This window comes from Nonomuraea sp. NPDC005730, from assembly GCF_040630865.1.
In the GTDB taxonomy this organism is placed as follows: domain Bacteria; phylum Actinomycetota; class Actinomycetes; order Streptosporangiales; family Streptosporangiaceae; genus Nonomuraea.
In genome coordinates this window covers 1-25,354 of sequence record NZ_JBEXYK010000057.1, presented here as the reverse complement: position 1 = coordinate 25,354, position 25,354 = coordinate 1, and the positions used below count along the sequence as shown (strand labels likewise).

The following is a 25,354-nucleotide window of genomic DNA, read 5'->3' as shown; positions in this document are numbered from 1 at the left end:
ACCGTCAACCTGGTGGGCAACTCGGCCGTGGAGTCGGCGCGCACCACCCAGGCGGTCACCGTCACCCAGCCGCCCGCGTGACGTCCTGACGCCGGGCGGGCGCCGGGCCGCTTCAGCCGGCTTCCAGGACGAAGAACAGGAAGCTCAGGAACCGCGCGCCGGTGATCTCGCGGAGCTCCTCGGGGAACAGCTCGCGGGCCTCCGGCACGTACGGCGGTTCGCTGATGACGCCGATGCGGAAGCCCGCCGTGGTGAAGGCCTCGGTCATCGCGTGCAGCGGCCGGTCCCAGAAGCTGAGCCGGCTGGTCTGCCCGCCCATGGTCCATTCCTCGACCCGGTTACGGGTTCCGAAGTAAGCGGGCCTCTCGCCGGCCTTGTGCTGCGTGAGGGTGATGGCGAAGGGATGATCGACCGAGACGAGGAGCCGGCCGCCGGGCCGCAGCACGCGTCGCAGTTCGCCCAGCGCCGGCCCCCAGTCCTTCAGGTAGTGCAGCACCAGCGACGCGACGACGTCGTCGAAGGTGTCGTCGGGAAAGGGCAGCGGGTCGGCCAGGTCGGCGACCCGCAGGTCCGCGTCGGCGCCCAGCCTCCGCCGGGCCATCTCCAGCATCCCGGCGCTCGCGTCGATCCCGGTGACGACGGCGCCTCGATCGCGCAGCTCGGCGAACAGGGGGCCCGAGCCGCAGCCCGCGTCGAGGATGCGCCGGCCGGTCACGTCCCCGGCGAGCTCCAGCATCGCGGGCCGCTCGTAGTACGCGTTCACGAGGCTGGTCTCGTTCTCGGCCGTGTAACCTTCGGCGATCGCGTCGTAGGCGTTGCTCTCGGGTGAATCCGCGACACGGTTCTCGGGCATGATCGTCATATGGGCCATTTTGGCCCGCATGTCATGAGGTGCGCAGAGATACGGCTGCTTTGCCGCGGCCGGGCGCACGTCCGCGAGGCCCGGCTGGTCCTCCGCCTTGTCGAGCAGCAGGCCGGCCACCCGGGCGAGCACCTGCGCCCGGGTGCGGCCACCGTGGTCGGCGGCCAGGAAGTGTGCGCCGATCGCCACGCAGAAGGCGAGGAGGCTGCGGGCCTCGACCTCCTCGGGGTCGGAGCAGAAGCTGCCGATCATCTCGCGCAGCAGCGCCATGCGCCGGTCGTCCACCCGCCGCAGGCGTTCGGCGACCCCCTCGTCGCGCCTGGCCCAGTCGCGGACGGCGAGGTCGATGGGCAGCAGGCGGTCGCCGGAGAAGGTGAGCACGCCCGCGCGCCTGATCTTGGTCTTCGGGTCGCCGCCCTCGCGTTCGACGCGCTCGATCACCTCGTCGGTGCTCTCCCGCTCCCAGGTGTCCAGCATCGCCTCAAGGAGCGCCTCGCGGTCGGCGAAGTACCCGTAGAACCCGCCCTTGGTGACGCCGAGCCGCTTGGCCAGCGCCTCCACGCGCACGGCGTCGGGGCCGCCGGCGGCCAGCGCCCGCAACCCCTCCTCGATCCACCCCTCACGTGTCGTACGGACCGCGCCCACAGTGTGTGCCACCTCACTCGAATGCATATATACGCCACCGTATAACCGTGGTTACCTCAGTATATACGGCAGCGTATAGATCTGGAGGGATCATGAGGCTGGCGAACGCCGCCCACACCGGCCGGCCCTGGCGCATCCACGACATCGCCGCAGGTTTCGAGCTGGAGGACGTCTGGCTGATCCGCACCCCGGGCGCCGGACGGGAGGACTTCTCCGCGGTGCTCGCCGCGATGCGCGACGCCGGCGGCGGCCCCCTGCCGCTGCGGCTGCTGCTCGCGGTGCGCTGGAAGCTGGGCGCCCTGTTCGGCTGGGACGGGCCGTCGGCGGGCGTCGGAGGGCGCGTCCCGTCGTTGTGCGACCGCCTGCCCGCCGACCTGCGCCGGGCCCCGCGCGGCTCCGACGCCGGCCTGGCGCCCTTCTCCCCGGTCTACGCGCTGGACGACGAATGCGCGCTGGAGCTGGCGAACCGCACCGTGCACGCGGTGATGCACCTGGCGTGGGCGCCGGCCGCCGGCGGCGGGCACGAGCTCCGGATGGCGGTCCTCGTACGCCCCGACGGCCTGCTCGGACGGTGCTACATGGCCGCCATCACGCCGTTCCGCCGGGCCCTCGTCCTGCCCGCCTTCGTCCGGCGGCTGGAGCGCGCCTGGCGGGAGCGTGCCGCGGGCGTCCTGGAGTCCGTCGTCGGGACGGGCGACCTCCCGCCGTCCGTCCGCGCGCTGAGCTCCTTGCCCGTCGTCGACTACGCCGACCACTTCGCCCTCGCCACCGACGCCCTCGCCACGGACGCCGCGGATGCCGGGGCGACGGCGGAGCGGTGGGCGCGGGCGATGTTCGGCGACGTGCCCGGCGCGGCGGAGCGGTTCATCTGGCGGGGTCTCCTGGGGCTCCGGCTCGTCCCCGGTCGATCGCCCGCCACCGTGGCCGGGTGGCGGATCGCCGCACGTGGCGACGACTGGATCCGGCTGGAGACCGCGTCCTGGTTCCTGACCGCCAACCTCGTCGTACGGGCGGCGGACGGGCGGGTGTCGCTGACCACCCTCCTGCGCCACGACCGGCGCCTCGGGCGCGTCGTGTGGCCGCCCCTGTCGGCGATCCATCGCCGGCTGGCTCCCGAGGTGCTCCGCGACGCCGCCGCGAGGATGACCCGCGGCGGCGTCCGGTAGCGCCCGGTCAGGTCTGCCGGAGCCGCGCCCTGACCGGGGGCGGCAGGGTCAGCCGCGCCTGGCGGACGGCCAGCCGTGCCCCCAGCCGCCCTGGACCATGGTCTGGAACGCCCACCCGTCCTCGGTGCGCACCAGCAGGTCGGCGTAGTGCATGCGGTGCTCCTCGCCCTCGATCGTCATCGTCGCCTCGGTCTCGACGACCACCAGGTTCCGGCTGACGAAGCGCGGGGTGCGCGTCGAGCGCAGGTCGAGCCCGGCGGTGCCGCCGCCCATGGACTGCTTCATGCCCTCGACGTACTCGGCCCGCGTCCACTGGGCGACGCTCGCGTGGCCGTCGGGCACGTCGGTGGCCACGTTCATCGGGAAGACCGCCAGGTCGGCGAGCCGCTCGATCGCGCCCTCCTCGGCCAGCGCGTCGTAGGCGGCGAACCAATCGTCGATGTTCCTCAGTTCCTCGGCGCTCGGCTGGTACATGCTGCTCCTCCTCAAATCGTACGACGTACCGTACACCATACGGAAGCGAGTCGCGCACCGATGTTCAAGCCTCGCCCCGACCGGTTCGGACAGGATGAGACGCGACCAGCCGCCCAGGAAAGGACGACGATGACGCAACAGCCGCACGGGCCCACGTTCGAGATCCTCCAGCGCGATCCCCGGACCACGGTGAGCATCAGGACGACGGTCGCGATCGCCCGCCTGGCGGAGGCTCAGGGCGAAGGGTTCGCGGAACTGTGGAAGTACACCCAGGAGTCCGGCGTGAGAGTGGATGGACAGCCCTTCGTCAGGTACCACACCTTCACCGACGGCAAGACGGACGTGGAGGTGGGCGTGCCCGTGGCCGGACGCCCGGTCAGCGCGGGACGTGTCGCCGCCGCCGAACTGCCGGGCGGCACGGCCGTCGCCACCTGGCACCTCGGATCGCACGACAGTCTGGGCGAGACCTACGCCCTGCTGGACGCATGGCTGAAGGAGCACGACCGCGAGCCCGACGGCGGGGCGTGGGAGATCTACCACTGGTTCGACCTCGACGCGCAGCCCGATCCGGCGAGCTGGCCGGCCCCTGAGACCTGGCGCACCCAGCTGATCCAGCCGATTCGCTGACGCCGGCCGTCCGCCGCCGGAGCCCCGGCGCCGGCGTCGCGCTCCGCCGGCGATCGCGCGCCCGGCCCAGGTGTTGCCGAATCGCGATGATCTCGGCGCCGGTGAGGGCGATCGGGCGGCGAGTCTGGATGTCATGTGGCGACAGGAGCTCGGCAAGGATCCCGGCTTGGGCGTGTCCGTCCATGACATGCGCAGTGGAGGGCAGGTCAAGGGCTGGTCGCCCTGGGCTCCGGACGTCGGCCACGCCGTGGTGCTGATGCGGATGGGTGGCTTCCGCCGGCACGCGTCGGGGCAGGACTCCTTCCTCGACGCGGCCGGCGGCTACGTGACCAGCGAAGGGCTGGAGGAACGCTTCGCCTATCCGTCGGCGGGCGAGATCCGCTACACCTGGATCGCGTTGACCCCCGACGCCTACGACGAGCACGTCGCGGGCGTCCAGGGCGCCCCGGGCTGGATGCTGGCGATCACCGCCCTGCTCGACCTGCGCCATCGCGAGCAGCTGTCCGCCTGCAGGAAGGGCGCCGACCGCCTGGAGGTGGGCGAACGGGTGCAGAGCCTGCTGGCGGCCCTCCCGCCCCGGACCGAGCGGCCCGGCCCCGGCATGCCGCCCACGACGCGGGTGATCCACCGCCGCATGACCGTCGCCCTGCAGGAAGCGCTCTCCTGCGGTCATCTCAACGACGGAGTCGAGGACCTGGCGCGGCTGGTCGGCGCCTCGCCCAAACACGTCGGCCGGATCTTCCGCCACGTCACCGGGCGCACGATCAGCGAGTACCGCAACGAGCTGAGGGTGCGGGCCGTGCTGGAGCACCTGGCCGACGGCGGCGCCCAGCTCGCCGAGCTGGCCACCATGTACGGCTTCGCCGACCACGCGCACCTGACCCGGACGGTCCGCAAGCATCTCGCCGAGACGCCCAGCGCCCTGCGCGCCCGCCTCGACTCCGGCGAACCCTGATCGTCATGTGACCCGCCGGGCACCCGTCCGGTGGCTATTGTGATCACCGTCATGCAGGGCAAGAGGGCGGATGGTCATGACATCGGCGCAGCCTGGTCACCTGGTCGGCGGACGTTACCGGCTGGTCGCCCTTCTTGGCGCCGGCGGGTTCGGGCAGGTCTGGCGCGCCCACGACCAGGTCCTGGACGTCGAGGTGGCGATCAAGGAACTGCGGCTGCCGCCCGGCCTGCCGCAGGCGGAGCAGGACAGGCGGCTGGAGCGCACCGCCCGCGAGGCGCGCAACGCCGTCCGGCTGCGGGCGCACGAGAACGTCGTCGCCGTCCACGACATCGTCCAGGACGGGCTGCCCTGGATCGTGATGGAGCTGGTCGAGGGCCGGTCACTGCAGGAGCACCTCGACACGCACGGGCCGTTGCCGGTGGACCGCGTCGCACAGCTGGCCGCCGGGCTGCTGGCGGCGCTCGGCGCGGCGCACCGGGCCGGGATCGTGCACCGCGACGTCAAACCGGCCAACGTCATGCTCGCCACGGACGGCAAGGTGCTGCTCACCGACTTCGGCATCGCCGTCCACACCGCCGACACCGCCCTGACGACCGCCGGGATGCTCGTCGGCTCACCCGAGTACACGGCCCCCGAACGGCTGCGCGGCGCCGACGGGCTCCCGGCCGGTGACCTGTTCTCCCTCGGCGTGACCCTCTACCAGGCCGTCGAGGGCGTCTCGCCGTTCCGCCGCGACACCCAGCCGGCGACGCTGACCGCCGTCCTGCTGGAGGAGCCCCCGCCGCCACGCCGGGCCGGCCGGCTCGCGCCGCTCATCACCCGGCTGCTCGACAAGGAGCCGCACGGCCGGCCGACCGCCGAGGAGGCGCCGGCCCTGCTCGGCGGGCAGCAGCCGGGCCGGGTCGATGCCGGGGACCGCACCAAGGTCCTGCCTCCCGCCGAGATCCCCGCGCGGGGGTGGCAGCGCAGGGCCGTCACGGTGATGACGGCGGCCGTCGCCGTACTGGCGGTGCTCGGCCTCACGAAGGTGCTCGGCCTCATTGAAGCCGACGACCCCTGGGACTACATGAGCTCGCTGGTGACGGGACACCGTTGGGGCGCCGCCCTCGCGGCCGTCCTCGTCGTCGACGCCGGCCTGGCCGGCCTGCTGTGCGCCCGGGTCGCCCGGCTCCTGGCGCCGGTCACCGGTACGACCGTCGCGGTCGCCGGGGGCGCCGCCGGGTTCCTCGCCGGGGCCGGTGCCGTGGCGCTCGCCTTCGACGGCATCGCCGTGTTCCTGGCCATGGCCGGCGTCGGGCGTGGCGACCGCATCTGGGTGATCCCGTTGATCGTGATCACGTCCGCCTTGGTGCTCACGGCCGGTTGGGCCTGGGAGTCGAGGCGCCGGGCACACCCGTCGTAGGGGCGCCCCGTCCTCGTCCGCCGGTCAGCGGGGCCGGCTGAGGGCGGCCTCGGCCAGATCCGTCCACTTCTCGGCCGAGGAGTGCGGCACGACCACCCAGTCCTTGACCGCCCTGCCCTTTCCCGAGGGATCGAACAGGCACGCCCCGGCCAGCTCCAGCGCGGCCGCGTGCTCAGGGGTGTCCCTGACCAGCCGGAACACCATCGCGCCGTCACGCTGCAGGCTGGCGAAGACCTTGCCCGCCTGATCCTTGAGCGCCGGCCTCCCCATCATTCTGGAGATCTGCACCCCCAGGTCGGCCAGCTCGGCGCCGACCTGCAGGAAATCCTCTTCCGCGCTCATCGTCAGTCGCCCCAGACTCCATGGCGGGGTGGGCCGAGCGGCTCGCCGCGGCCGGGGCACACGATCGTCTCGGCTCCCGCCCTCCGGCAGAAACGGCGATCAGGCTAGCAGGATCATGCCGGACCGGGAGAACGCGCGTCCTCCGGGCCGCGTCCGGCGCTCTTCCCCTGACGCAGGGTCAATGTCCCAGCATGGTGGCATGACCACGACGACCAGTACGAACCGCCCGCCGTCCGGCGAGCTGACGGCCCATCACGACGGCCTCGCGATCCCGCTGTCCCGCGGCGGGCGGGGCCGTCCGCTGGTGCTGTGCCCCGGGCTGAACTCGACCCGAGCCGACCTGCGCGAACTGATCGGGCTGCTGCGGCGCGACCACGACGTGGTGACCTTCGACCTGCGCGGCCACGGCCGCACCCCGGCCGCGGACCGGTACTCCTTCGAGGCGTTCCTCGGCGACCTGGACGCCGTGATGGCCCGGGTGGGACGGCTCGGCCTCGACCAGGCCCCCGTGCTCGTGGGGTACTCGCTGGGCGCCGACCTGGCCGTGCACCACGCCGCCGGGCATCCCGGGAGCGTCGCCGGGCTCGTCCTGATCGACGGGGCGAACCCGGTGCCCGAGCCGTTCCTCACCGAGGACGTCCTGCCGGAGTTCCGCGCGATGTGGGCGCAGCTGGCGGCGCAGCAGCAGAGCCGGCGCGGCACCCCGCGCCAGGTGCTGCTCACCGCGCGGCAGATCCTCGACCTGAACGTCGAGATCGACGTGGTCCGGTCCGTGATCCTGTCCCGGTACCGCATGATCGACCGGCCGATCAGCATGATCATGTCGGCCTCGATGGCGGGGGAAGCCCCGACGGAGGAAGTAGGCGACGGCGGGCACGCCGCGCGGTTCAACCGGAACTGGCGGGCCGGGATCGAGCGGCTCGCCCGGAGTGAGCCGCGCATCGCCACGACCTGGCTCGACGCCGACCACGGGCTGGTCTTCACGCACGCCGCCGAGATCGCCCGGATCATCCGGAAGGCGGCTTCTTGACGACCCCTGGAAGGCTGGACCCATGCTGACGATCGGCGAACTGGCCTCGTACGCGGCGGTGACCGTGCGGGCGGTGCGGCACTACCACGCCAAGGGACTGCTGCCGGAGCCCGAGCGCGACCGCCACGGCTACCGCAGGTACGACGCCGCCGCCGTGGTCGAGCTGATCAGGATCCGGACCCTCGCCGAGGCCGGGGTGCCGCTCGCGCGGGTGCGGGAGCTGCTGCGCGCCGGCGAGGAGGAGTTCGCCGCCGCGCTCGCCGACATCGACCGGCGGCTGCGCGCGGAGATCCGGCGGCAGCAGCGCCACCGGGAGCGGATCGCCCGGCTGGCCGCCGGGGACGGCCTGGCGCTGCCGCCGGAGGTGGTCGGCTACCTCGACCGGCTGCGGGCCCTCGGCGTGGACGAGCACATCGTCCACGCCGAACGCGACGGCTGGATCCTGCTGGCCGCGCACTCGCCCGGACGCGTGCCGGAATGGATGGCCCGTAAACGGGAGCAGCTCGCCGACCCCGACTTCGTCGGCTTCTTCCGCATCCTGGGCCAGGCACTCACGCTGTCCGCCGACGACCCGCGGCTGGCTGAGCTGGCCGACGAGCTGGCCGCCTGCCTCACCCGGCTGACCGGCGAGCGGGGCGCGGGCTACGTCGACGACCTCGACGTGGAGCCGCAGTTCGTCCGCCTGATGGACGCCCTGGCGTTCGACGCCGTCCCGCCCGCCCGCCGGCTGATCGGGCTGCTGCGCCGGCGCGGCTGGACCGGCTGGAGCAAACTGGCGCGGGTGGACCCGCCGTCCTGGGCGTCGGCCGGGTCAGCCGTCGAGGAAGCGCTCCAGCTCCGCGGTGACGAAACCGGGGTTCTCCTCGACGAGCCAGTGCCCGGCGCGCGGGACGTCCACCGCGCGGACGATCCTGGTCAGGCGCGGTGACACCGTGGCCCGGATCGCGTCGAGCTGCCCCTGGGCGGTCATGAGCAGCGCCGGGACGCGTACCGGCGGCGCCGCCGTCGTGTCGCGCACGTCCTGGTCCAGGGCGCGGTAGAGCTCGAAGCCGCCCGACAGGGCCTGCGGCCGGCTGTAGGTCCGGGCGTACTCGGTGACCTCGGCCTCGGTGAACGGGGAGCGTTCCGAGGTGCCGCCGAACGCCGTTCCGCCGTAGGAGACCTGGGGATAGAACAGCGCCAGGTACTCGCGGACGTCGTCGCCCACCACCGCCTCGGGCACCCGGCGCTGGGAGTGGAAGGCGATGTGCCAGCTCAGCGACCGGTACGTGGCCGCGTCGACGGCCGGGCCGGGCAGCGGCAGGTCCAGGTAGCCGAGGCGGGCGGTGTCGGCGGGGAACCGGCTCGCGTACTGGAACGCCACCGCGGCGCCGAAGTCGTGGCCGACGACGGCGGCGTCCCGGATCCCGAGCCGCTCGGCGATCAGCCTGTGCACGTACCGCGCCAGCGTGGCCTTGTCGTACCCGGTGGGCGAGCCTTCGCTGTCGCCCAGGCCCGGCAGGTCCACGGCGTAGACGGTGTGGTGCCGGGCCAGGTCCGGCATGATCGGCCACCAGCCGTACCAGGTCTGGGGCCAGCCGTGGATCAGCACCACCGGCGTGCCGGTCCCGCCCTTCACGTAGTGCATGCGCACGCCGTCCACCTCGGCGAACTCGTGCCGGAACGTCTTGCCGAACCGCGGGTCGTCCCGGGTGGCGGTGGTGTGGGAGGCGGCGGCGGGCGGGGGAGCGGCGGCCGGCGTCGAACAGGCGGCGGCCAGCGGGAGCAGGAGGGCGAGCGCGACGGTCGCCGCCGTGCGCGCGGATCGGGCGAGGCGGCCCGGCGACGGCCGTGGAGCGGTGGTCATGTGGTCCTGTCCTGAGGAGAGTGGCGGCGTCAACGGCCGGTGCTGCCGTCGATCAGTTCGCGGAGGATGTCGGCGTGGCCCGCGTGCCGGCCGGTCTCCTCGATCATGTGGGTGAGCGCCCAGCGCACGCTGGGGGCGGGCCGGCCCGGCCGCGGGCGGGGGACCGGCGCGCCGGGGTCGGAGCAGGTGTCGAGCACGGCGTTCGCCTGCTCGACCGCCGCCCGGTAGCGGGCGACGACCTCGGCCACGCCGTCCGCAGGGTCGGCGTGGAAGGTCGCGGGCCAGGCGGTGACCTCCGCGCCGAGGAAGATCGCGCGTTCGACGTGGGTGACGTGGTGGAGCAGGCCGAGCAGGTTCGTGCCCGAGGGCACGGCGGCGGTCCTCACCTGCGGTTCCGGGGCGTCCTCGACCTTCGCGGCGATCGAGGAGCGCAGGTAGTCGAGGAAGCCGCGCAGGGTCTCGATCTCGCTGCCTCCGGTGCGGGGCGGCGGGGTGTCGCGGCGGCGCACGGTCGTCTCCTTTCGTGGTCGTCTTCGTGGTGGTCAGGCGGTGCGGCGGAGCACGAGGACGTGGTCGGTGACCTCGGCGGTGCGGCCGTCCGGCCCGGTGGCGGTCCGGCGGGGCGCGTCGGCGCGCTCGGTCGTCCAGGCCGCCGCGTCCAGGGCGAGGTCCGCGGCCACCTCGCGCGGGCCCGGGTGCCGTACGCCGGGGTCCTGGTTCCACGACCAGGGCGCGGTCGAGCCGTGGTCGACGACCAGCAACCGGCCGCCGGGGCGCAGGGCGCGGGCGGCCGCGCGCAGGACGCTCGCCCGGTCCAGGTCGCCCGGGGTGTGCAGGTAGTGGGCGCAGATCAGGTCGAACTCCCCGGCGGGGAAGGACGTGCCCAGGTCATGCCGTACGGGGGTGAGCCGGTCGGCCAGGCCGTGCCCGCGGGCCAGGGCGGCCAGCCGCTCGACCGCCACGGCCGAGACGTCGGCGGCGGTGACCCGCCAGCCCCGCCGGGCCAGCCACAGGGCGTCGCCGCCCGCGCCGCATCCCAGGTCCAGCGCGTCGCCCGGCGGGAGATCCGCGACCACCTCGGTGAGGCGGACGTTCGGCCGCGGATCGGCCGCCGGGGGACGGGCGGCGTACACGCCGTCCCAGAACGTGCTCATGGGTGCTCCTTCCGTGGGTGTGGGAGCAATCCGACCAGCCGGCCGCCGATCTGGCACGAAAACTTGCGGTTATGGCAAGATGGCCGTCGTGCACGACGACATGGACGAGGTGCTGGGCGCGGTGGGGCCGCGCCTTCGGGCCCTGCGTCGTCACCGCGGCATCACCCTCGCCGAGCTCGCGACCACGACCGGCGTCTCGGAGAGCACGCTGTCGCGGCTGGAGAGCGGGCAGCGCCGGGCGACGCTGGAGCTGCTGCTCCCGCTGGCCCGCGTCTACGACGTCCCGCTCGACGACCTGGTCGGCGCCCCGCGCACCGGCGACCCCCGGATCCACCTCAAGCCGATCACCCGGTTCGGGATGACCTTCGTGCCGCTGTCCCGGCGGCCGGGCGGGGTCCACGCGTTCAAGATGATCATCCCCGCGCGGCCGGGACCGCTCGAACCGACCCCGCAGACCCACGACGGCTTCGAATGGCTCTACGTCCTCACCGGGCGCCTGCGGCTCGTCCTCGGCGACCGCGACCTCACGCTGCCGGTCGGCGAGGCGGCCGAGTTCGACACGTCCATGCCCCACTGGCTGGGCAGCGCCGACGGCGGCACGGTCGAGCTGCTCATCCTGTTCGACCCCCAGGGCATGCGCACCCACCTCCACGCCGACCCCCACCGGCCCGCCCACTGAGCATCCGACGGGCCGCATTTGCGGCCTGACCTTCATTTGTGGAGGTCAACAGGTGCTGAAGCCCGTTTTCGGGGGAGAAGGGGGTGGCTTCGAGTGCCTAGTGATGGGAGTGGTGACCGTGGAGGGGTCCGGGGGAGCGATCCGGGTCGGTGTGGAGGAGGAGTACCACATCGTCGACGCGACCACACGCCGGGTGACCGCGCGGGCGGGGGCGCTGCTGAGCGCGCTGCCCGAGGAGAGCTTCACGCACGAGCTGCAGCGGTCGATGGTCGAGGCCAACAGCGCGCCGTTCCTGGCCCTGGACGACCTGGCCCGCGACGTGTGCCGCCTGCGGCGCAAGCTGATCTCCACCGCCGACGAGCTGGGGCTGGGGATCGCGGCGGTCGGCACGCCGCAGCTCGCCGACCTCGACGAGGTGAAGGTGTTCCCCGACCAGCGTTACGAGAAGATGCTCAGCGACTTCCAGGTGCTGACCCGTGAGCAGCTCATCTGCGGCACGCACGTGCACGCGGAGGTGCCCGACCCGGACCTGGCGGTCGCGGTGGCGCACCGGCTGACGCCCTGGCTGGCGCCGCTGCTGGCACTCAGCGCCAGCTCGCCGTTCTGGGACGGCGCCGACACCGGCTACGCCAGCTATCGCACGCTGGTCTGGCAGCGGTGGCCGACGACGGGGCCGATCGGCAAGTTCGGCTCGGCGGCCGAGTACCAGGAGATGGTGCGGGGCCTGATCCGGTCCGGGGTGATCAGCGACGCGGGGATGCTCTATTTCGACGTCCGGCCCTCGCAACACGTGCCGACGGTGGAGCTGCGGATCTGCGACGCCTGCCCCCGGGTGGAGGACGTCGTGCTGATCGCCGGGCTGTTCCGGGCGCTGGTGGCCAGGGAGGTGGCCGCGGCGCGCCGCGGTCCTGGGCCGGAGGTGCAGGTGGAGGCGGCGCGCGCGGCGAGCTGGCAGGCGGCCCGGTGGGGGCTGGAGGGTGACCTGGTCGACCCGGTGGAGGGCGTGCCGCGCCCGGCCAAGGAGGTGGTCGAGGACCTGGTGACGAGCCTGCGCCCGCAACTGGAGGCGGCCGGTGACTGGGAGCTGGTGACGAGGCTGACCCGGCAGGTCCTGCAGACGGGCACGTCGGCGGCCCGCCAGCGGGCGGCGTACGCCGAGCGGGGCAGCCTGGCGGACGTGGTCGACCTGGTGCTCAGCGAGACCCGCACGTGCGAGTGGGACCGGCCGACGGGGGACCACGACCTCCCTTCGTACCGGCCGGCGGCCTGATGGCCGGCGGTTGCGAGGCGGGGGTGGCGGCATGTGCGGGCTGAGCGGCGAGTTCAGGTTCGACGGCGAGGAAGCCGACATCGGCGCGGTGGGCCGGATGACCGACGCGATGCACGACCGCGGGCCGGACGGCTCCGGCCTGTGGGCACAGGGGGCCGTCGCGATGGGCCACCGGCGGCTCAAGATCATCGACCTGTCGGAGAAGGCCGCCCAGCCGATGGTGGACGCCGGGCTCGGCCTGGCGGTGGTGTTCAACGGCTGCCTGTACAACTATCGCGAGCTGCGCGAGGAGTTGCGCGGCGCGGGCTACCGGTTCTACTCCACCTCCGACACCGAGGTGCTGCTCAAGGCGTACCACCGGTGGGGCGCCGGGTGCGTCGGCCGGTTCAAGGGCATGTTCGCCTTCGCGATCCACGAGCGTGACAGCGGCCGGCTGGTGCTCGGCCGCGACCGGCTCGGCATCAAGCCCATGTACGTCAGCCACGACGCCCGCCGCCTGCGCTTCGCCTCGACCCTGCCCGCGCTGGCCGCGGGCGGGGGCCTGGACACCGGCATCGACCGGATGGCGCTGCACCACTACATGACCTTCCACTCGCTCGTGCCCGGCGAGCGCACGATCCTCGCCGGCGTGCGCAAGCTGCCGGCGGCCACCGTCCGGGTCGTCGAGGCGGACGGCACGAGCACCGACCACCGCTACTGGGAGCCGTCCTACACCCGCTCCGCCCTTCCCGAGCACGCGGGGCTGAGCGAGCAGGAGTGGCGCCGGGCCACCCTGGACGCCCTGCGCACGGCGGTGCGCCGCCGGATGGTCGCCGACGTGCCGGTCGGCGTGCTGCTCTCCGGCGGCCTGGACTCCAGCCTCATCGTGGCGCTGCTGGCCGAGGAGGGGCAGAGCGGCCTGACCACGTTCAGCATCGGCTTCGAGCCGGCCGGCGGCGAGAAGGGGGACGAGTTCGCCTACTCCGACCTGGTCGCCGGCCGGTTCGGCACCGACCACCACCGCATCCGGATCCCCGACGAGCGCCTGCTCGACGGGCTGGAACGGGCGGTGGGCGCCATGAGCGAGCCGATGGCCAGCCACGACTGCGTCGCCTTCTACCTGCTGTCGCAGGAGGTCGCCCGGCACGTGAAGGTCGTGCAGTCGGGCCAGGGCGCCGACGAGGTGTTCGCCGGTTACAGCTGGTTCCCGCCGCTGGCGGGCGTGCCGCGCGAGCGGGCGGCCGAGGTCTACATCAGGGAGTTCGCCGACCGCCCGCACCACGAGCTGTCCGGCGTCCTGGCGCCCGGCTACCTGCTGGAGCGGGACGTCAGCGGCAACTTCGTCCGGGAACACGTGGCGCGGCCGGGCGCCGACACCGCGCTCGACGCCGTGCTGCGCCTGGAGACCACGGCCATGCTGATCGACGACCCGGTCAAACGCGTCGACAACATGACCATGGCCCACGGGTTGGAGGCCCGCACGCCGTTCCTCGACCACGACCTGGTCGAGCTGGCCGCCGCCTGCCCCGACGGGCTCAAGCTGGCCCACGGCGGCAAGGGCGTGCTCAAGGACGCCGCCCGCCGGTTGCTGCCCGCGCAGATCATCGACCGGCCCAAGGGCTACTTCCCGGTGCCCGCCGTCCGGCACGTCGAAGGGGCCCTGCTCGACCTCGTCCGGGACGCCCTCACCAGCCGGGCCGCCCGCGCGCGGGGCCTGTTCCGGCCGGAGTTCGTGCGGCGGCTGCTGGCCGACCCCGAGTCCGACAGGGCGACGACCGGCGTCAACACGCTCTGGCAGATCGGCCTGCTCGAACTGTGGCTCCAGGCCCACCAGATGTGATGCCGGACATCCTCGGCGACCTGTCGCACCTGCCGTCGGGCGCCGCACTGCGCGCCTGGAGCTGCCGCCGGCCCGCGCTGGCGCCCGACAACAGCGCCGTGGCCTTCGTCAGCGACCAGGACGGCGTGCCCCGGGTGTGGGTCCAGCCGCTCGGCGCGGACCTGGAGGCGTGGCCGGTCGACACCGGCCACCAGCCGGTCGTGGACGTGAGCTGGGCGCCCACCGGGGAGCGGCTGGCGGTCCTGGTGGCGCCGGGCGGCGGCGAGCACACGCAGGTGTGGACCGTGCGCCCGCACGGCGGCGAGCTGCGGCCGCTCGCCGTCCCGCCGCACGGGTCGGCCGCGCTCGTACGCTGGACCGGCCGGGGCGAGTCGGTCCTGGTGGCCGAGACCTCCGCCGCCGGCCTGACCCGGGCCGAGCTGGCCGACGCCGTCACCGGCGCGCGCCAGGTCATCGCCGCGGGCGAGCTGCTGTGGCCGGCCGCGGTCAGCCGCGACCACGCGCGCATGCTGCTCCGGCGCGGGCCGCGCGGCCTGCGCCGGATGTACGCGGCCGACGCCGTCCCCGGTCATCCGCCGGGCGGCGAGCGCGACCTGCTGCCCGGCCTGCCCGGCTCGACCGACCAGGGGGCCCTGTCGCCCGACGGCGAGGTCGCCTACCTGGTGTCGGACGCGGGCCGCGACCGGGCCGCGCTGCTGGCGGTGCGGCGCAACGCCTATCCCGTCGTGCTGGCCGAGCGGCCGGACGCCGAGCTGGACCGGTTCGCGCTCAGCGCCGACGGCCGCCGCGGCGTCCTGCTGTGGAACGTGCACGGCCGCTCGGCGCTGGACGTCGTGGAGCTCCCCGCCGTGCACGTCCGGTCGCTTCCGCCGCCACCCGCCGACGTGGTCACCTCGGTCCGCGTCGCCTGGGACGGCGGCACGGCGGTGCTCGCCGCCGAGAGCCCCGAGGAGCCCTCGCACGTGCTGCTGTGCGACCTGACCTCCGGGACGTACCGGTACGCCGCCGGGGCCGGGCGGCTGCCGGACGCGACCGGCGCCGAGCTGCTGCGCTTCCCGGCCCGCGACGGGCTGGAGCTGGCCGCCTGGCTCTACCGGCCCGCGCACGTCCATGGGCCCGCGCCGTTCGTGCTGTCGCTGCACGGAGGGCCGGAGGACCAGGAACGCCCCACCTTCAACCCGCTCTACCAGAACCTGCTGGCCGCCGGGATCGGGGTGCTCGCGCCCAACGTGCGCGGTTCGGGCGGGTACGGGCGGGCCTTCCGCCAGGCCGACGACCTGGCGCTGCGCTTCCGCGCCGTCGAGGACGTCGCCGACTGCGCCGCCGAGCTGGTGCGGACGGGCGCGGCGGACCCGTCCAGGCTCGCCTGCATGGGCTGGTCGTACGGCGGCTACCTGACCCTGGCCGCCCTCGTCACCCATCCCCGCCTGTTCCGCGCGGGCGTGAACATGAGCGGCATCGCCGATTTCGCGACCTTCTACGCCCGTACCGAACCGTGGATCGCCGCCGCGGCGGTGTCGGAGTACGGGCACCCGGAGGCGGACCGCGACCTGCTGCACGCCCTGTCCCCGCTGCGCGCCTTCGACCGGCTGGCCGCGCCGCTCCTGGTCGTGCACGGGACGCAGGACACCAACGTGCCGGTGCACGAGGCCCGGCAGGCGTTCGGGGCGGCCCGCGCCCGCGGGGTGCCCTGCGACCTGCTGCTCTTCGAGGACGAAGGCCACGAGATCCGCAACCGCGCCAACCGCGTCAGCCTCGTCTCCAAGGTGCTGAACTGGCTCGACGAGCACCTGCGGCCCTCCCCACATTGATCGGGCGGCCGGACGCGTCCATCATGGTGCCTCCACCGGCACGGAAGGACCCGCTCGTGACCGACCTCGACACCCGGCTGCGCGCCTGGCGGCACGACCTGCACCGGCGGCCCGAGCCGGCCTTCGCCGAGCACGCGACGAGCGCCTACCTGGCCGAGGCGCTGGCGGCGGCGGGCCTCGACGTCGTCACCGGAGTCGGCGGCACCGGCGTCGTCGCCTCCCTGACCAGGGGCGGCACCGGCCGGGCCGTCGGCGCTCCCGCGCAGGCGCCCACCCGGTGAGGCCCGGCCCGTGGGCGGCCGCACGGCGGGACGTCAGGCGGCCGCGGCCAGCTCCTCCAGCGCGCGCAGGGAAGGCAGCTCGAACGGCTGACGCACCGGAACCTGGCCGGCGCGCGCGTCCTCGGCCTCGCCCGCCCAGTGCCGCAACGCCCGCAACGGGGTGACGTCGTTGGCCTTGGCCCAGCGCAGACGCCGGGTCCACGCCACGGCGGCGTCGAAGGCGGCGTCACCGGCCTGCTCGCGCGGCACGTACTGGGCCGCGTCGTCCGTGACGGCGGCCCACAGGTAGCCGATCACGGTGTCGTCCTTGAGCACCGGGACGTAGCGGACCGCGGACGTCGTCGTGCGGGGGTAGGCGTCCGGGGCGTAGAGGGTCCGGAACTCGGGCTGGTCCTTCAGCGACACTTCTTCGTCCTTCCCGTCATCCGCCGGACTCCGGCGGCAGCACCCAGGCGTAGACGTACCATTCGCCGTCCTTCCGCTGCACGTCCTCGGCGAACCACGACACGCCGGTGCCCAGGAGCAGCTCGTTCTCGCGGTGGTGGCTGATCAGGTCCAGGTAGAAGGCGGGGGTGCCTGCGGGTACGCGCAGGCGCAGCCGTACGTCCCCGGGGAAGACATTCTTGTCGCCGAGGTTCGTCGAGAAGAAGGCGGGGTCGCGTTGCACGGTTCCCGGCAGCTCGTGGACGGGCACGGTGAACAGATTCGGGGTCAGCTGCAGCGTCCGGAACACGTCGATCGTCTCGGGGACCGGCCGGCGTTCCATGACCCCCTGCAGCGCTTGGATCTGTTCGATGAGAAGTGCCTTGTTCGCGGCGATCTCCTCGGCCGTCCGGCCCTCGATGGAGGAGTCGCCGTTGCGCAGATAGTCGTTCATCCCGATGTAGCCGCTGCCGGAGTAGGCCTGGCCCGCGGCGCGCTCGGCTTGGGACAACCCGGCCGAGACGTCCGACCAGACGGCCTGGCCGAACGTGGGCGAGACCACGCGGGAGCCGAAGGGCGCGTCCACGGGGACGTGCGGCGCGGCCGCGGTGTAGTACAGGCCCGATTCGGTACGCCGGATCGTCTGCCCCAGCGACGGGTTCGACCCGTCGCCGACCAGCCCCGAGTACGCGGGCGGCGCGCCGCCCTTGCCGTGGGCCAGGGCGGAGGAGGGCAGGTCGCCGGAGTGCGCGCCGAAGTCCACCGGGGGTTTGATCCGGCCGGCCGTGTCCGGGGCGGTGTAGTGGTCCTTCGGCGGGCCGGCGTCCTGGTGGTAGAGGCCCAGGATGTCCGGCAGGGCCTTGGCCAGGGCGGGGTGCAGCTTGTCGTCGTTCGCCATCGAGGTGAGCTCTTTCAGCGTGAACCACTTGGCGCCGCTGGCCTCGAACGTGTCGAGCTTCGGAGCGAACATCGGCCCGTCGGCGGCCAGGTTGGTGTACGTCCAGCCGCCGTCCCCGACGTGCACGGCGTGCTCGCCCTTGAGCTGCAGCTCGTTCAGGTAGGCCTGGTTGACGCCCAGCTCCTCGCTGATCTCCCGGGCGGCGCCGTGCACGGGGCTCTCCAGGCTGTCGAGCGCGCCGCCGGGCAGCTGCCACCTGCCGGCGTTGGAGACGAACTCGCTCTGCTGCATGAGCAGGTAGCGCGGCTCGCCGTGCTGGTCGATGCCCCGGATCAGCACGCCCGCCGCGCCGTACTTGCCCCACTGGCCCCCGCTCACGTAACCGTCGCCCGACTTGCCGGGGTTCTCCAGGATCCGGAACGGTCCCTGCGGCTTGGCGCCGGCGGGCAGGACACCCTCGCCCGCGTGCGAGGTGGCCGGCCCGTCCCCGGTCCGCGCGTCGTTGAGGAGGGCGTCGAAGTCGTGCCCGCTCCCGAAGGACAGGTCCTGCTTGGCGCCCGCGCCGGCCAGCGTGGTGTTCTCCGGGAAGTGCCCGGACGGAAGCCCCGCCGAACCGTCCCCGTAGTGGGACGAGGTGTACGACGACGAGGAGATGTCGTGCAGGGAGGAGGCGTGCGAGGAGTTGTACGAAGAGGACGAGTGCGAGGACGACGGGGACTGGTATTCGTAGGACTGGTACAGGCCGCCCATCCACTCGGGAGGAAGCGTGGCGGCCGAACCGGAGTCCGCGCCGGACTTCACCCCTGAGCCCACGCCGGAATCCACACCGGACTTCACCGCGGAGTTCACCGTGGAGTTCACGGCGGAGTCCACCGGCGGGCCGGCGTCGGGCTTGACGTGCGCTCCCGGGCTCCAGCTCGCCCAGTGCGCGTCCGCGCCGCCCACCACGCCGGAGGTGAAGCTCTTGAGCAGCCTCTCCAGGTCGAACGGCTGCCCGCCGGCGAACTGCGTCAACCCGTCCGTGGCCATGCTGGCCAGGCCCGAACGGCCCATCAAGCCGAGCATCGACCGGGCGGGCAGGATCCCCGTGAAGCCCGTCAGGAAGAAGCCCAGGAGGGCGCCCGTGCCGGCAGACGTCATGACCTGGTCCCAGTCGACGTGATCGCGCCGGGACTGCGTGGCCTGCACCCCGAAGTCCATGCCGCCCATCAGGCCGCCGAACAGCCCGATGTTGATCAGCAGCCGCGTGCCGAGCTGGCGGATGACCAGCCGGGTCAGCTGGATCCGGGAGCCGGCCACGGCCATGGCGGCCGGTCCCCAGGGGCCGGCCGCCGCCGCCAGCAGCCAGATGAGCTGCAGGATCAGGAACCAGACCGAGACCTCGATCATCCGCTTGGTGTACTGGACCTGGACGCCGAGATCGTTGTAGTGGAGGGCGGCCGAGACGAGCTCCCTGATGAGCTCGGCCAGCAGCTGATCGGGCCCCTCCTGGACGTACTTGAGGAACTCCCGCAGCGCGTCGCCGTCCCAGTCGTCGCCCAGCCGGCTGTAGACCGCCACGCCCCGCGCCTCCAGCACGCCCTTCGCGGTGGACACGCACGCGTCGGCGAGCCGGAAACAGCCGTCCTCGTCACCTTCGGGCCAGTCCATGCCGACGGCGTAGCCGATGAAGGGCTTCGCCCAGTCAGGGACGAGGAAACCGTCGAACCCCAAGGCAGCTCACCTCCCCGGCAGCATCGGCAGGGACGGGTCGTCGCCCTGGGCAGGCATGTCCCCGCGTGGCGGGACCTGGCCGTCGAGGGGCGGATACGGAGCGCCCTCGCCGCCCGAGCCCGGATAGCCGGGGTCGTCGCCACCCGGGTCGCCGTAGCCCTCGGCGTCCTCGTAGTTCCTCGCGCTGTCCCGGAGCCCGTCCCGGATGTCCGCCAGCGCCTTGTAGTACCTGTCGAAGGCGCCGATGACGGCGTCCTCGATCTTGTAACGGTTCTTCTCCAGCTCTGCGCCGTAATGGTCGTCGCCCAGCGGGTTGCCCTCGCGGTAGAAGGCGGCCTGCAACACGTCGCGCAGGCTCCACAGGGCTGTGAGGCTGGAGTCGGCCTGCGCGGAACGCTGCCGCAGACCGCTGAAGACCGCCTTGTATCCCTGGCCGCCGGGGTCACTCATGCGCCGCGCCGTCCTCCGGCGCAAGCCGCACGGGCTTCGGCAGGAACGACTCGATGCCCGCCCCCTCGCCCAGTACCTCCTCCAGAGGCAGCCCCTGCGGCATGAACGGCCTCATGAGCTCCTTGGTCTGGTCGGCCACCTGCTCGGTGGCGGCGCCGATCTGCTCCATGATCGAGCGGGCGAGCTGCGACGGCGCGAGCTTGCGGTACACCCGGGGGTCCAGCGCGATGTCCTGCACCTGACCGCGCGGCCCCACCGTCACGCTGACCAGGCCGTCGCGGCTCTCCGCGGTCGCCACCAGCTCCGACAACTTGCCGTACGCCGTGCGCAGCTCGCGGGCCTGCCGGTTGTACTCCTTGGCCAACGCTTCGACGGTCAGCCCGAACTCGTCGCTCAAACGGCGTACCTCTCGTACCAGCGGCCGATTTCTGCCACAGCTGTAAGGTGGACGCCTACCGTACTAAATCTCTTTACGGACGGAAAACGAGCAGTTCAGGGCATCCGAAACCGGCCCGCCGACGGCCGAACGGTCGTCAATCGGCCTCGCGCGGTCCGGTCCACACCTCCGTGACGGGACCGTCCGGCAGCGCGACGTCCAGCCGCCGGCACCACGGCCCCGGCGGCGTCCACCCCCAGGCCGGCTCGAAGCCGATGCTCAACCGGCGGGCCGACCGCGGGACCACCCCGCCGAGGTAACGGCTCCCGTGCGCGGCCCTGCCCTCCGACGGCTCCAGCCCGCGGGCCACCACGTGATGGCCCGCCAGCAGCTCGCCGAGATCGATGTCGAAGAGGAGGTCGAGACGCCTCGACCCGCCCCTCTCGGTGAAATAGGCGTCGGTGGCCGTACGCGGCGGGATGCTGATCACCGGCCCAGCATCGGGCATGATCGGCGAGCCCGCCAGTCAGCGATCGCGAGGGGCCGTGTGCGCGAGGACGGCGGCGGCCAGCTCCTCGTGCACCTCCGGCGGCAGCGTGTGCCCCATGCCCTCCACGATCATCAACCGGGCCCCCGGCAGCTGCTCGGCGATGAGCGCGCCATGACCCGGCTTGGCCGGCTCGTGAGTGCCCTCGATCACCAGCGTCGGCGCCTTGACCTGGTGCAGCACGCCCACCGGTTCGAAATCCGGCTTGGCGCCCGCCGCCAGCCGATGGTTGACCGTCGCCGACAGGTCGCGCGCCCGGTCGTAGATGCGCTCCTGCAACCGGCGCGCCGTGTCCTCGTCGAACGGCAGCCCGGTCCCGTGCAGCAGGCGCTGCTCGGCGATCATGCCCTCGATCGCCTCCCGCCGGTCCCGCGGCGCCGGCGCGGCCATCAGGGCCTGGTAGAAGGCCACGAACTCCGGCGCGGGCACCGGCAGGCTGCCCTCCGGCTGCGGCTGCCCCAGCAGCGCCCGCATGATGACCTGCCCCTCGCCACCACCCAGCGGCGAGGAGCCGATGACCGTCAGCGACCGCACCCGCTCCGGCCGCTCCACCGCGACGAACTGCCCCAGCAGGCCGCCCGCCGAATGGCAGACCAGATGCGCGCTGTCCAGGCCGTGCGCGTCCATCACCCGGTAGACGTCGTCCTTGATGTCGTCCCACGTGTACGGGTGCGCCGCGAAGTCGACCGTGTCCGACATGCCGGTGTCGCGGTGGTCGTACCGGACCACCCGGCGGCCGCCCGCGGTCAGCAGCCCGACGAACTCGTCCGGCCACAGGACGCCCTGCGACATCGAACCCATGATCAGCAGGATCGGCTCGTCGGTGGCGGCGCCGAACTCTTCACTCCAGATGTTCACGTTTTGCATGCCTCACAGCTTGCCCGGCCCGGCCACGGGCGCCTTCTGTAGAACTACCAGCCGCGCCAGATCCGTACGGGAGCCGATGCCCAGCTTCGGATAGATCTTGTACAGGTGGTACTCGACCGTCCGCGGGCTCAGGAAGAGCTGGGCGGCGATCTGCTTGCTCGACAACCCGTCGGCGACCAGGCCCGCGATGCGCAACTCCTGCGGGGTCAGCGCGTCGAGCACGGCCGCGGCCGGCGCCGGCCCGCTCTCGCCCGCCGCCCGCAGCTCCTCCTGCGCGCGCCGCGCCCACGGCCGCGCGCCCGCCCGTTCGAACGTCTCCCACGCCATCCGCAGATGCGCCCGCGCCTGGCCAGGACGTTGCCCGCGGCGCAGCCGCTCGCCCAGCAGCAGGGCCGTCCTGGCCGCCTCGAAGGGGTTGGTGTGCAGCCGCAGCGCCTCGTCGAAGGCGTCCTCGCGCGATTCGGCCAGGCCCCGGCAGCGCGCCAGCAACGCGCGTGACTCCGGCGTCGCCGCGTGCCGCGACCACCGTTCGTACGTCTCCAGCGCCGCCCGCGCGCCCGCCTCGTCGCCCGCTCCGACGGCGGCCTCGACGCGGTCGGGGGTCGTCCGCCAGACGACCGCCGGATGCCCGGTGCCCGGTCCGGCCGCGGCGATGGCCGCGAACCGGTCGCGCGCCGCCGCGTGCCGGCCCAGGCACAGGTCGAGCATCGCCCGCGCGTACGCCGCCACCCCCGCCCGCAGCCCCACCCGATGGGGGACGGCGATGGCCAGCGCCGCGCGGGCCTGCCGCTCGCAGTCCTCCTCCTCGCCGCGCAGCGCCGCCACCACCGCCAGGTTGGCCAGATGCGCGGCCACCGTGTTCTCGTAGCCGGCCTCGCGGGCCAGCTCCAGGCCCTCCTCCGAGAGGGCCTGGCTGCGCGCCAGCCGCCCGGCCAGGCGTTCGGCGGTCGCCACGAACTCCAGCACCACCGGCAGCTGCCCCGCCATCCCCGACACCCTGGCCACCTGCCCGGCCCGGTCGCTCAGCTCGGCGGCCAGGTCCGTCTCGCCGAGCTGACTGGCCGCGGCCGCCGCCCACAGGTGGCCCGCCGGGTCCTCCAGCTCGCCGGCCCGCGCCAGCGCCCGGCGCAGCAGGCCGGGCCCGGCGGCGTCGCCGCCCAGGGTCAGGCCGATGCCGGCCACCGTGTCCCGCAGGAAACCCTCCGGATACGCGGCGGCCCGCCGGCCGAGCTCGACGATCATCGCGGTGTCGCCGACGTACGCGGCCGCCTCGGAGGCGTCGGCCAGCATGTCCAGGCTCTCGCCCGCCGCCAGGATCCGCACGGTCTCGGCGGCGTTGCCCGAGTTCAGCTCGAACCGGCCCCGGAGCTGGGCGATCTCCATGGTCACGGCGACGTCGCCGCCGGCCCGTTCGCGCGCCTCGGCCAGCAGCGACTCCGCCAGCCCCGGACGGCCGCCGAGCCAGGCCGCGACGGCGGCGTCCTTCAGCCGGACGGCCCGTGCGCGCGGCTCGGGGGTCAGCTCGGCGGCTCTGGCCAGGGCGGTCGCGGCGGCGCCGTACCCGCCGCGGTCGCGGGCCCGCCCGGCGGCGGCCACCAGCGCGGCGGCGACCTCCTCGTCCTGGCCCAGGGCGGCCCCGGCCAGGTGCCAGGCGCGGCGGTCGTCGGCGGTCAGCTCCGCCAGGACGGCGTGCGCCCGGCGCACCTCGGCCGCAGTGGCCGCCTCGTGCACCGCCGAACGGATCAGCGGGTGGCGGAAGCGCACGCCGGTGCCCGACACCTCCACCAGCCCACCCTCCTCCAGCTCGGCCAGCGCCGCCCGCCCGGCCTCCGTCGCTGTCGCCGTCGCCGTCGCCTCAGCCTCAGCCTCAGCCTCAGCCTCAGCCTCCGCCTCCGCGGAAGCAGGCGCCGGGCGGTCGGCTTGCGGGCCGGTCCGGCCCGCGCGTTCGGCGAGCAGCCGGGCGGTGGCGCGAAGGGCCACGTCGAGGTCGCCCTCCACGGCGGCGACCAGGGCGGCCAGCCGGGCGGCGGCGGACAACGCGGCCACCCGGTCGCCGAACAGCCGGGCGCCGCCGGGCAGCGGGTCGGGCAGCGGTTCGCGTCCGGCGAGCTGGGCGGGCGTCAGGCGGGCGGCGATCTCGCGCAGGGCGAGCGGGTTCGCGCCGGTCAGCGTGACGAGCTCGCGCCGCACCTGGACGGGCAGCGCGCCGTGCCGGGACTCCAGCAGCTCGTCCGCGGCGGTCTCGGCCAGGCCGCGCACCTCCACCGTCAGCGGCACGCCCTTGACCGCGGCGTCCCCGCGCACGGCGAGCAGCATCGCGACGCGTTCCGTCGAGAGCCGCCTGGCGGCGAACAGCAGCGCGTCGGCCGAGGCCCGGTCGACCCACTGGAAGTCGTCCACCACACAGACCAGCCCGTCCGGCGCGGCGGCCTCGACCAGCAGCGAGAGCACGCCGGCCGCCAGCAGGAACCGGTCACCGGCGCCCCCGGCCGCCAGCCCCAGGGCCGCGCGGACGGCGAGGCGCTGCGGCTCGGGCAGGGCGTCGAGCGTGTCGGGCGAGCCGGTCACCGGCCACAGAAGCTGGTGCAGCGCCGCGAACGCCAGGTCGGACTCCGACTCGACGCCGGTGAGCCGCAACACCCGCATCTCGCCGCCGCGCGCGGCCGCCGCGTCGAGCAGGGCCGTCTTGCCCGCCCCCGCCTCGCCGCGCAACACCACCGCGCCGCCGGCGCCGTCGCGGGCGCGCGCGATCACCTCGTCGAGAACGCTGATTTCCGCAGATCTGCCGTAGAGCACAAGCCCCTACTGTAGGTGCGCGGCCGGGCCCGCCGAGCCCCGGGCGACCGTCCTACGAGGGCAGCCACGCAGGCCACCAGGGCAGGACGCAGTCGTCAGGGGTGCCCTGGGTGGCCAGGTCGTACAGGGTCAGCGCGACCGGCCCGGCGAGCGTGACGGCGAGGGCGAGCACCGTCAGGAGCACCCGGACCGCGCCGGCGAAGCCCTCACCCGCGCTCAGGTCACCCGCGCGATAGATGTGCGCGTGCGCCACCAAGGAGGTCTCGTACCAGGTGCCCGCGGTCGCGCACGCCATCGCGGCGACGGCCGGGAACGCGCGGCCGAAGGTCCAGCGAACGTCCCCGGGCCCGGTCGAGGGCCCGCTCCGATCGATCACGCGGTGCTGCACCTGCGGTACAAGGTACGCCGCCAGCGGGTCAGTCGCGGCCGATGATCCGCGCGAGGTCCCTGCGGAACGCCGACCCGTCCAGCGACGGGTGGCTCATCCGCCGGTCGGCCAGGATCTGCTCGACGTGGTCGAAGCAGAGCGCGTAGCCACGCATGATCGTGTACGCCTCGGTGGAACGTTTCTGCTGCAGGCAGGCCAGGCAGTAGAGGGTCATGTCCCGACGGTAGCCAACGAACGCGGGCATGGGCGCGGCCGATGCGCGGAAGCTAGCCTGACGCCGTGAGCTCCGTTCTGCTGTGGTGCATGCTCGTCGGCGTCGCCCTCCTGTTCGGCGCGGCCGTCCGGAGCACGGCCGGGATCACGATCACGGTCGCCGCGGCCCTGGTGACGGCGGCGACGGTCGTCGCGGCGGCCCGCGGATGGCCGCCGCAGGCGCTGGCGGGCGTGGCGCTGCTGGCGGCCGGCGTGGGCGCGGTCGTCTGGGCGTTCGGGCGGGCGCACCGGCGGGGCCGGACCCGGCGGGCGGCCCTGGC

At 73.8% G+C, this 25,354-nt stretch carries 27 protein-coding genes and 1 pseudogene; 12 read left to right on the top strand and 16 right to left on the bottom strand.

The annotated features are described in order from the left end of the window. Positions 1-112: 112 nt before the first annotated feature. On the bottom strand, positions 113-871 hold the full coding sequence (locus tag ABZ444_RS40165) for a class I SAM-dependent methyltransferase (protein ID WP_358009032.1): 759 nt from the start codon (positions 869-871) through the stop codon (positions 113-115). A 477-nt stretch (positions 872-1,348) separates the two neighbouring features. After that, positions 1,349-1,534, bottom strand: a pseudogene (locus ABZ444_RS40160) (helix-turn-helix domain-containing protein); the annotation flags it as partial. Positions 1,535-1,599: 65 nt separating this feature from the next. Between ABZ444_RS40160 and ABZ444_RS40155 the strand changes: the two are divergent. Beyond that, the gene (locus tag ABZ444_RS40155; protein WP_358008948.1) at positions 1,600-2,673 is read left to right on the top strand and encodes a DUF2867 domain-containing protein; all 1,074 of its coding nucleotides are present in this window, start codon (positions 1,600-1,602) and stop codon (positions 2,671-2,673) included. A gap of 48 nt (positions 2,674-2,721) precedes the next feature. Here the strand turns inward: ABZ444_RS40155 and ABZ444_RS40150 are convergent, their stop codons facing one another. Continuing rightward, a complete protein-coding gene (locus tag ABZ444_RS40150) occupies positions 2,722-3,147 on the bottom strand; it encodes a nuclear transport factor 2 family protein (RefSeq protein WP_358008946.1) in 426 nt (141 codons plus the stop codon). Positions 3,148-3,276: 129 nt separating this feature from the next. Between ABZ444_RS40150 and ABZ444_RS40145 the strand changes: the two genes are divergently transcribed. The 3 genes from ABZ444_RS40145 to ABZ444_RS40135 all read left to right on the top strand — a co-directional run bounded on the left by ABZ444_RS40145 (position 3,277) and on the right by ABZ444_RS40135 (position 6,131). Continuing rightward, positions 3,277-3,774, top strand: a complete 498-nt coding sequence (locus ABZ444_RS40145) for a GyrI-like domain-containing protein (RefSeq protein ID WP_358008944.1) — start codon at positions 3,277-3,279, stop codon at positions 3,772-3,774. Between the two features lie 133 nt (positions 3,775-3,907). Further along, complete coding sequence (locus ABZ444_RS40140) at positions 3,908-4,729, top strand: helix-turn-helix transcriptional regulator (protein ID WP_358008942.1); 822 nt, start codon at positions 3,908-3,910, stop codon at positions 4,727-4,729. A 76-nt stretch (positions 4,730-4,805) separates the two neighbouring features. Continuing rightward, positions 4,806-6,131 carry a serine/threonine-protein kinase gene (locus tag ABZ444_RS40135; protein ID WP_358008940.1) on the top strand — a complete coding sequence of 442 codons (1,326 nt, stop codon included), beginning with the start codon at positions 4,806-4,808 and terminating at the stop codon, positions 6,129-6,131. A 24-nt stretch (positions 6,132-6,155) separates the two neighbouring features. On the opposite strand, the gene ABZ444_RS40130 is transcribed toward ABZ444_RS40135, so the two are convergent. Continuing rightward, a complete protein-coding gene (locus ABZ444_RS40130; RefSeq protein ID WP_358008938.1) occupies positions 6,156-6,473 on the bottom strand; it encodes a hypothetical protein in 318 nt (105 codons plus the stop codon). Between the two features lie 199 nt (positions 6,474-6,672). Between ABZ444_RS40130 and ABZ444_RS40125 the strand changes: the two genes are divergently transcribed. Further along, positions 6,673-7,503: an alpha/beta hydrolase gene (locus ABZ444_RS40125; RefSeq protein WP_358008936.1), complete on the top strand. Its 831-nt coding sequence runs from the start codon at positions 6,673-6,675 to the stop codon at positions 7,501-7,503. A gap of 22 nt (positions 7,504-7,525) precedes the next feature. Further along, on the top strand, positions 7,526-8,431 hold the full coding sequence (locus ABZ444_RS40120) for a MerR family transcriptional regulator (RefSeq protein WP_358008934.1): 906 nt from the start codon (positions 7,526-7,528) through the stop codon (positions 8,429-8,431). Here the strand turns inward: ABZ444_RS40120 and ABZ444_RS40115 are convergent. From ABZ444_RS40115 to ABZ444_RS40105, 3 genes are read right to left on the bottom strand one after another with little or no spacing between them, the layout of a single operon-like run. Continuing rightward, positions 8,315-9,349, bottom strand: coding sequence for an alpha/beta hydrolase (locus tag ABZ444_RS40115; protein WP_358008932.1), 1,035 nt, complete (start codon positions 9,347-9,349; stop codon positions 8,315-8,317). The two genes, ABZ444_RS40120 and ABZ444_RS40115, sit on opposite strands and share 117 nt — an antisense overlap. Positions 9,350-9,378: 29 nt before the next feature. Further along, the gene (locus tag ABZ444_RS40110; protein WP_358008930.1) at positions 9,379-9,858 is read right to left on the bottom strand and encodes a DinB family protein; all 480 of its coding nucleotides are present in this window, start codon (positions 9,856-9,858) and stop codon (positions 9,379-9,381) included. A 33-nt stretch (positions 9,859-9,891) separates the two neighbouring features. Further along, on the bottom strand, positions 9,892-10,503 hold the full coding sequence (locus ABZ444_RS40105; protein WP_358008928.1) for a class I SAM-dependent methyltransferase: 612 nt from the start codon (positions 10,501-10,503) through the stop codon (positions 9,892-9,894). A gap of 88 nt (positions 10,504-10,591) precedes the next feature. Here ABZ444_RS40105 and ABZ444_RS40100 point away from each other — a divergent pair, with 88 nt between their 5' ends. The 5 genes from ABZ444_RS40100 (at position 10,592) to ABZ444_RS40080 (ending at position 16,363) form a co-directional block, all read left to right on the top strand. Further along, complete coding sequence (locus ABZ444_RS40100) at positions 10,592-11,182, top strand: XRE family transcriptional regulator (RefSeq protein WP_358008926.1); 591 nt, start codon at positions 10,592-10,594, stop codon at positions 11,180-11,182. Between the two features lie 103 nt (positions 11,183-11,285). Further along, positions 11,286-12,452 (top strand): glutamate--cysteine ligase, encoded by a 1,167-nt coding sequence (locus ABZ444_RS40095; RefSeq protein ID WP_358008924.1) that lies wholly within the window; start codon positions 11,286-11,288, stop codon positions 12,450-12,452. Between the two features lie 31 nt (positions 12,453-12,483). Continuing rightward, on the top strand, positions 12,484-14,271 hold the full coding sequence (locus ABZ444_RS40090; RefSeq protein ID WP_358008922.1) for an N-acetylglutaminylglutamine amidotransferase: 1,788 nt from the start codon (positions 12,484-12,486) through the stop codon (positions 14,269-14,271). Further along, positions 14,271-16,082: a S9 family peptidase gene (locus ABZ444_RS40085; RefSeq protein ID WP_358008920.1), complete on the top strand. Its 1,812-nt coding sequence runs from the start codon at positions 14,271-14,273 to the stop codon at positions 16,080-16,082. Before ABZ444_RS40090 ends, ABZ444_RS40085 begins: the two co-directional genes overlap by 1 nt. A 56-nt stretch (positions 16,083-16,138) precedes the next feature. Continuing rightward, the gene (locus tag ABZ444_RS40080; RefSeq protein ID WP_358008918.1) at positions 16,139-16,363 is read left to right on the top strand and encodes a hypothetical protein; all 225 of its coding nucleotides are present in this window, start codon (positions 16,139-16,141) and stop codon (positions 16,361-16,363) included. Between the two features lie 33 nt (positions 16,364-16,396). Here the strand turns inward: ABZ444_RS40080 and ABZ444_RS40075 are convergent, their stop codons facing one another. From ABZ444_RS40075 to ABZ444_RS40035, 9 genes are all read right to left on the bottom strand, one after another. Beyond that, positions 16,397-16,768 (bottom strand): hypothetical protein, encoded by a 372-nt coding sequence (locus tag ABZ444_RS40075; protein WP_358008916.1) that lies wholly within the window; start codon positions 16,766-16,768, stop codon positions 16,397-16,399. A gap of 16 nt (positions 16,769-16,784) precedes the next feature. Further along, positions 16,785-19,397, bottom strand: coding sequence for an ADP-ribosyltransferase (locus ABZ444_RS40070; protein ID WP_358008914.1), 2,613 nt, complete (start codon positions 19,395-19,397; stop codon positions 16,785-16,787). A 6-nt stretch (positions 19,398-19,403) separates the two neighbouring features. Further along, positions 19,404-19,847, bottom strand: a complete 444-nt coding sequence (locus ABZ444_RS40065) for a hypothetical protein (RefSeq protein WP_358008913.1) — start codon at positions 19,845-19,847, stop codon at positions 19,404-19,406. After that, entirely contained in the window at positions 19,840-20,244 is a 405-nt protein-coding gene (locus tag ABZ444_RS40060; protein WP_358008912.1) for a YbaB/EbfC family nucleoid-associated protein, read from the bottom strand. Before ABZ444_RS40060 ends, ABZ444_RS40065 begins: the two co-directional genes overlap by 8 nt. Before the next feature lie 136 nt (positions 20,245-20,380). After that, positions 20,381-20,713, bottom strand: coding sequence for a hypothetical protein (locus ABZ444_RS40055; protein WP_358008910.1), 333 nt, complete (start codon positions 20,711-20,713; stop codon positions 20,381-20,383). A gap of 36 nt (positions 20,714-20,749) precedes the next feature. Next, positions 20,750-21,637 carry an alpha/beta fold hydrolase gene (locus tag ABZ444_RS40050; RefSeq protein ID WP_358008908.1) on the bottom strand — a complete coding sequence of 296 codons (888 nt, stop codon included), beginning with the start codon at positions 21,635-21,637 and terminating at the stop codon, positions 20,750-20,752. A gap of 3 nt (positions 21,638-21,640) precedes the next feature. After that, positions 21,641-24,433 (bottom strand): AAA family ATPase, encoded by a 2,793-nt coding sequence (locus tag ABZ444_RS40045; RefSeq protein ID WP_358008906.1) that lies wholly within the window; start codon positions 24,431-24,433, stop codon positions 21,641-21,643. 52 nt (positions 24,434-24,485) lie between these two features. Beyond that, positions 24,486-24,809, bottom strand: coding sequence for a hypothetical protein (locus ABZ444_RS40040; RefSeq protein WP_358008904.1), 324 nt, complete (start codon positions 24,807-24,809; stop codon positions 24,486-24,488). A 40-nt stretch (positions 24,810-24,849) separates the two neighbouring features. Then, positions 24,850-25,035: a hypothetical protein gene (locus tag ABZ444_RS40035; protein WP_357977837.1), complete on the bottom strand. Its 186-nt coding sequence runs from the start codon at positions 25,033-25,035 to the stop codon at positions 24,850-24,852. A 65-nt stretch (positions 25,036-25,100) separates the two neighbouring features. Between ABZ444_RS40035 and ABZ444_RS40030 the strand changes: the two genes are divergently transcribed. After that, on the top strand, positions 25,101-25,354 hold a 254-nt coding region (locus tag ABZ444_RS40030), incomplete at its 3' end, for a hypothetical protein (RefSeq protein WP_358008902.1).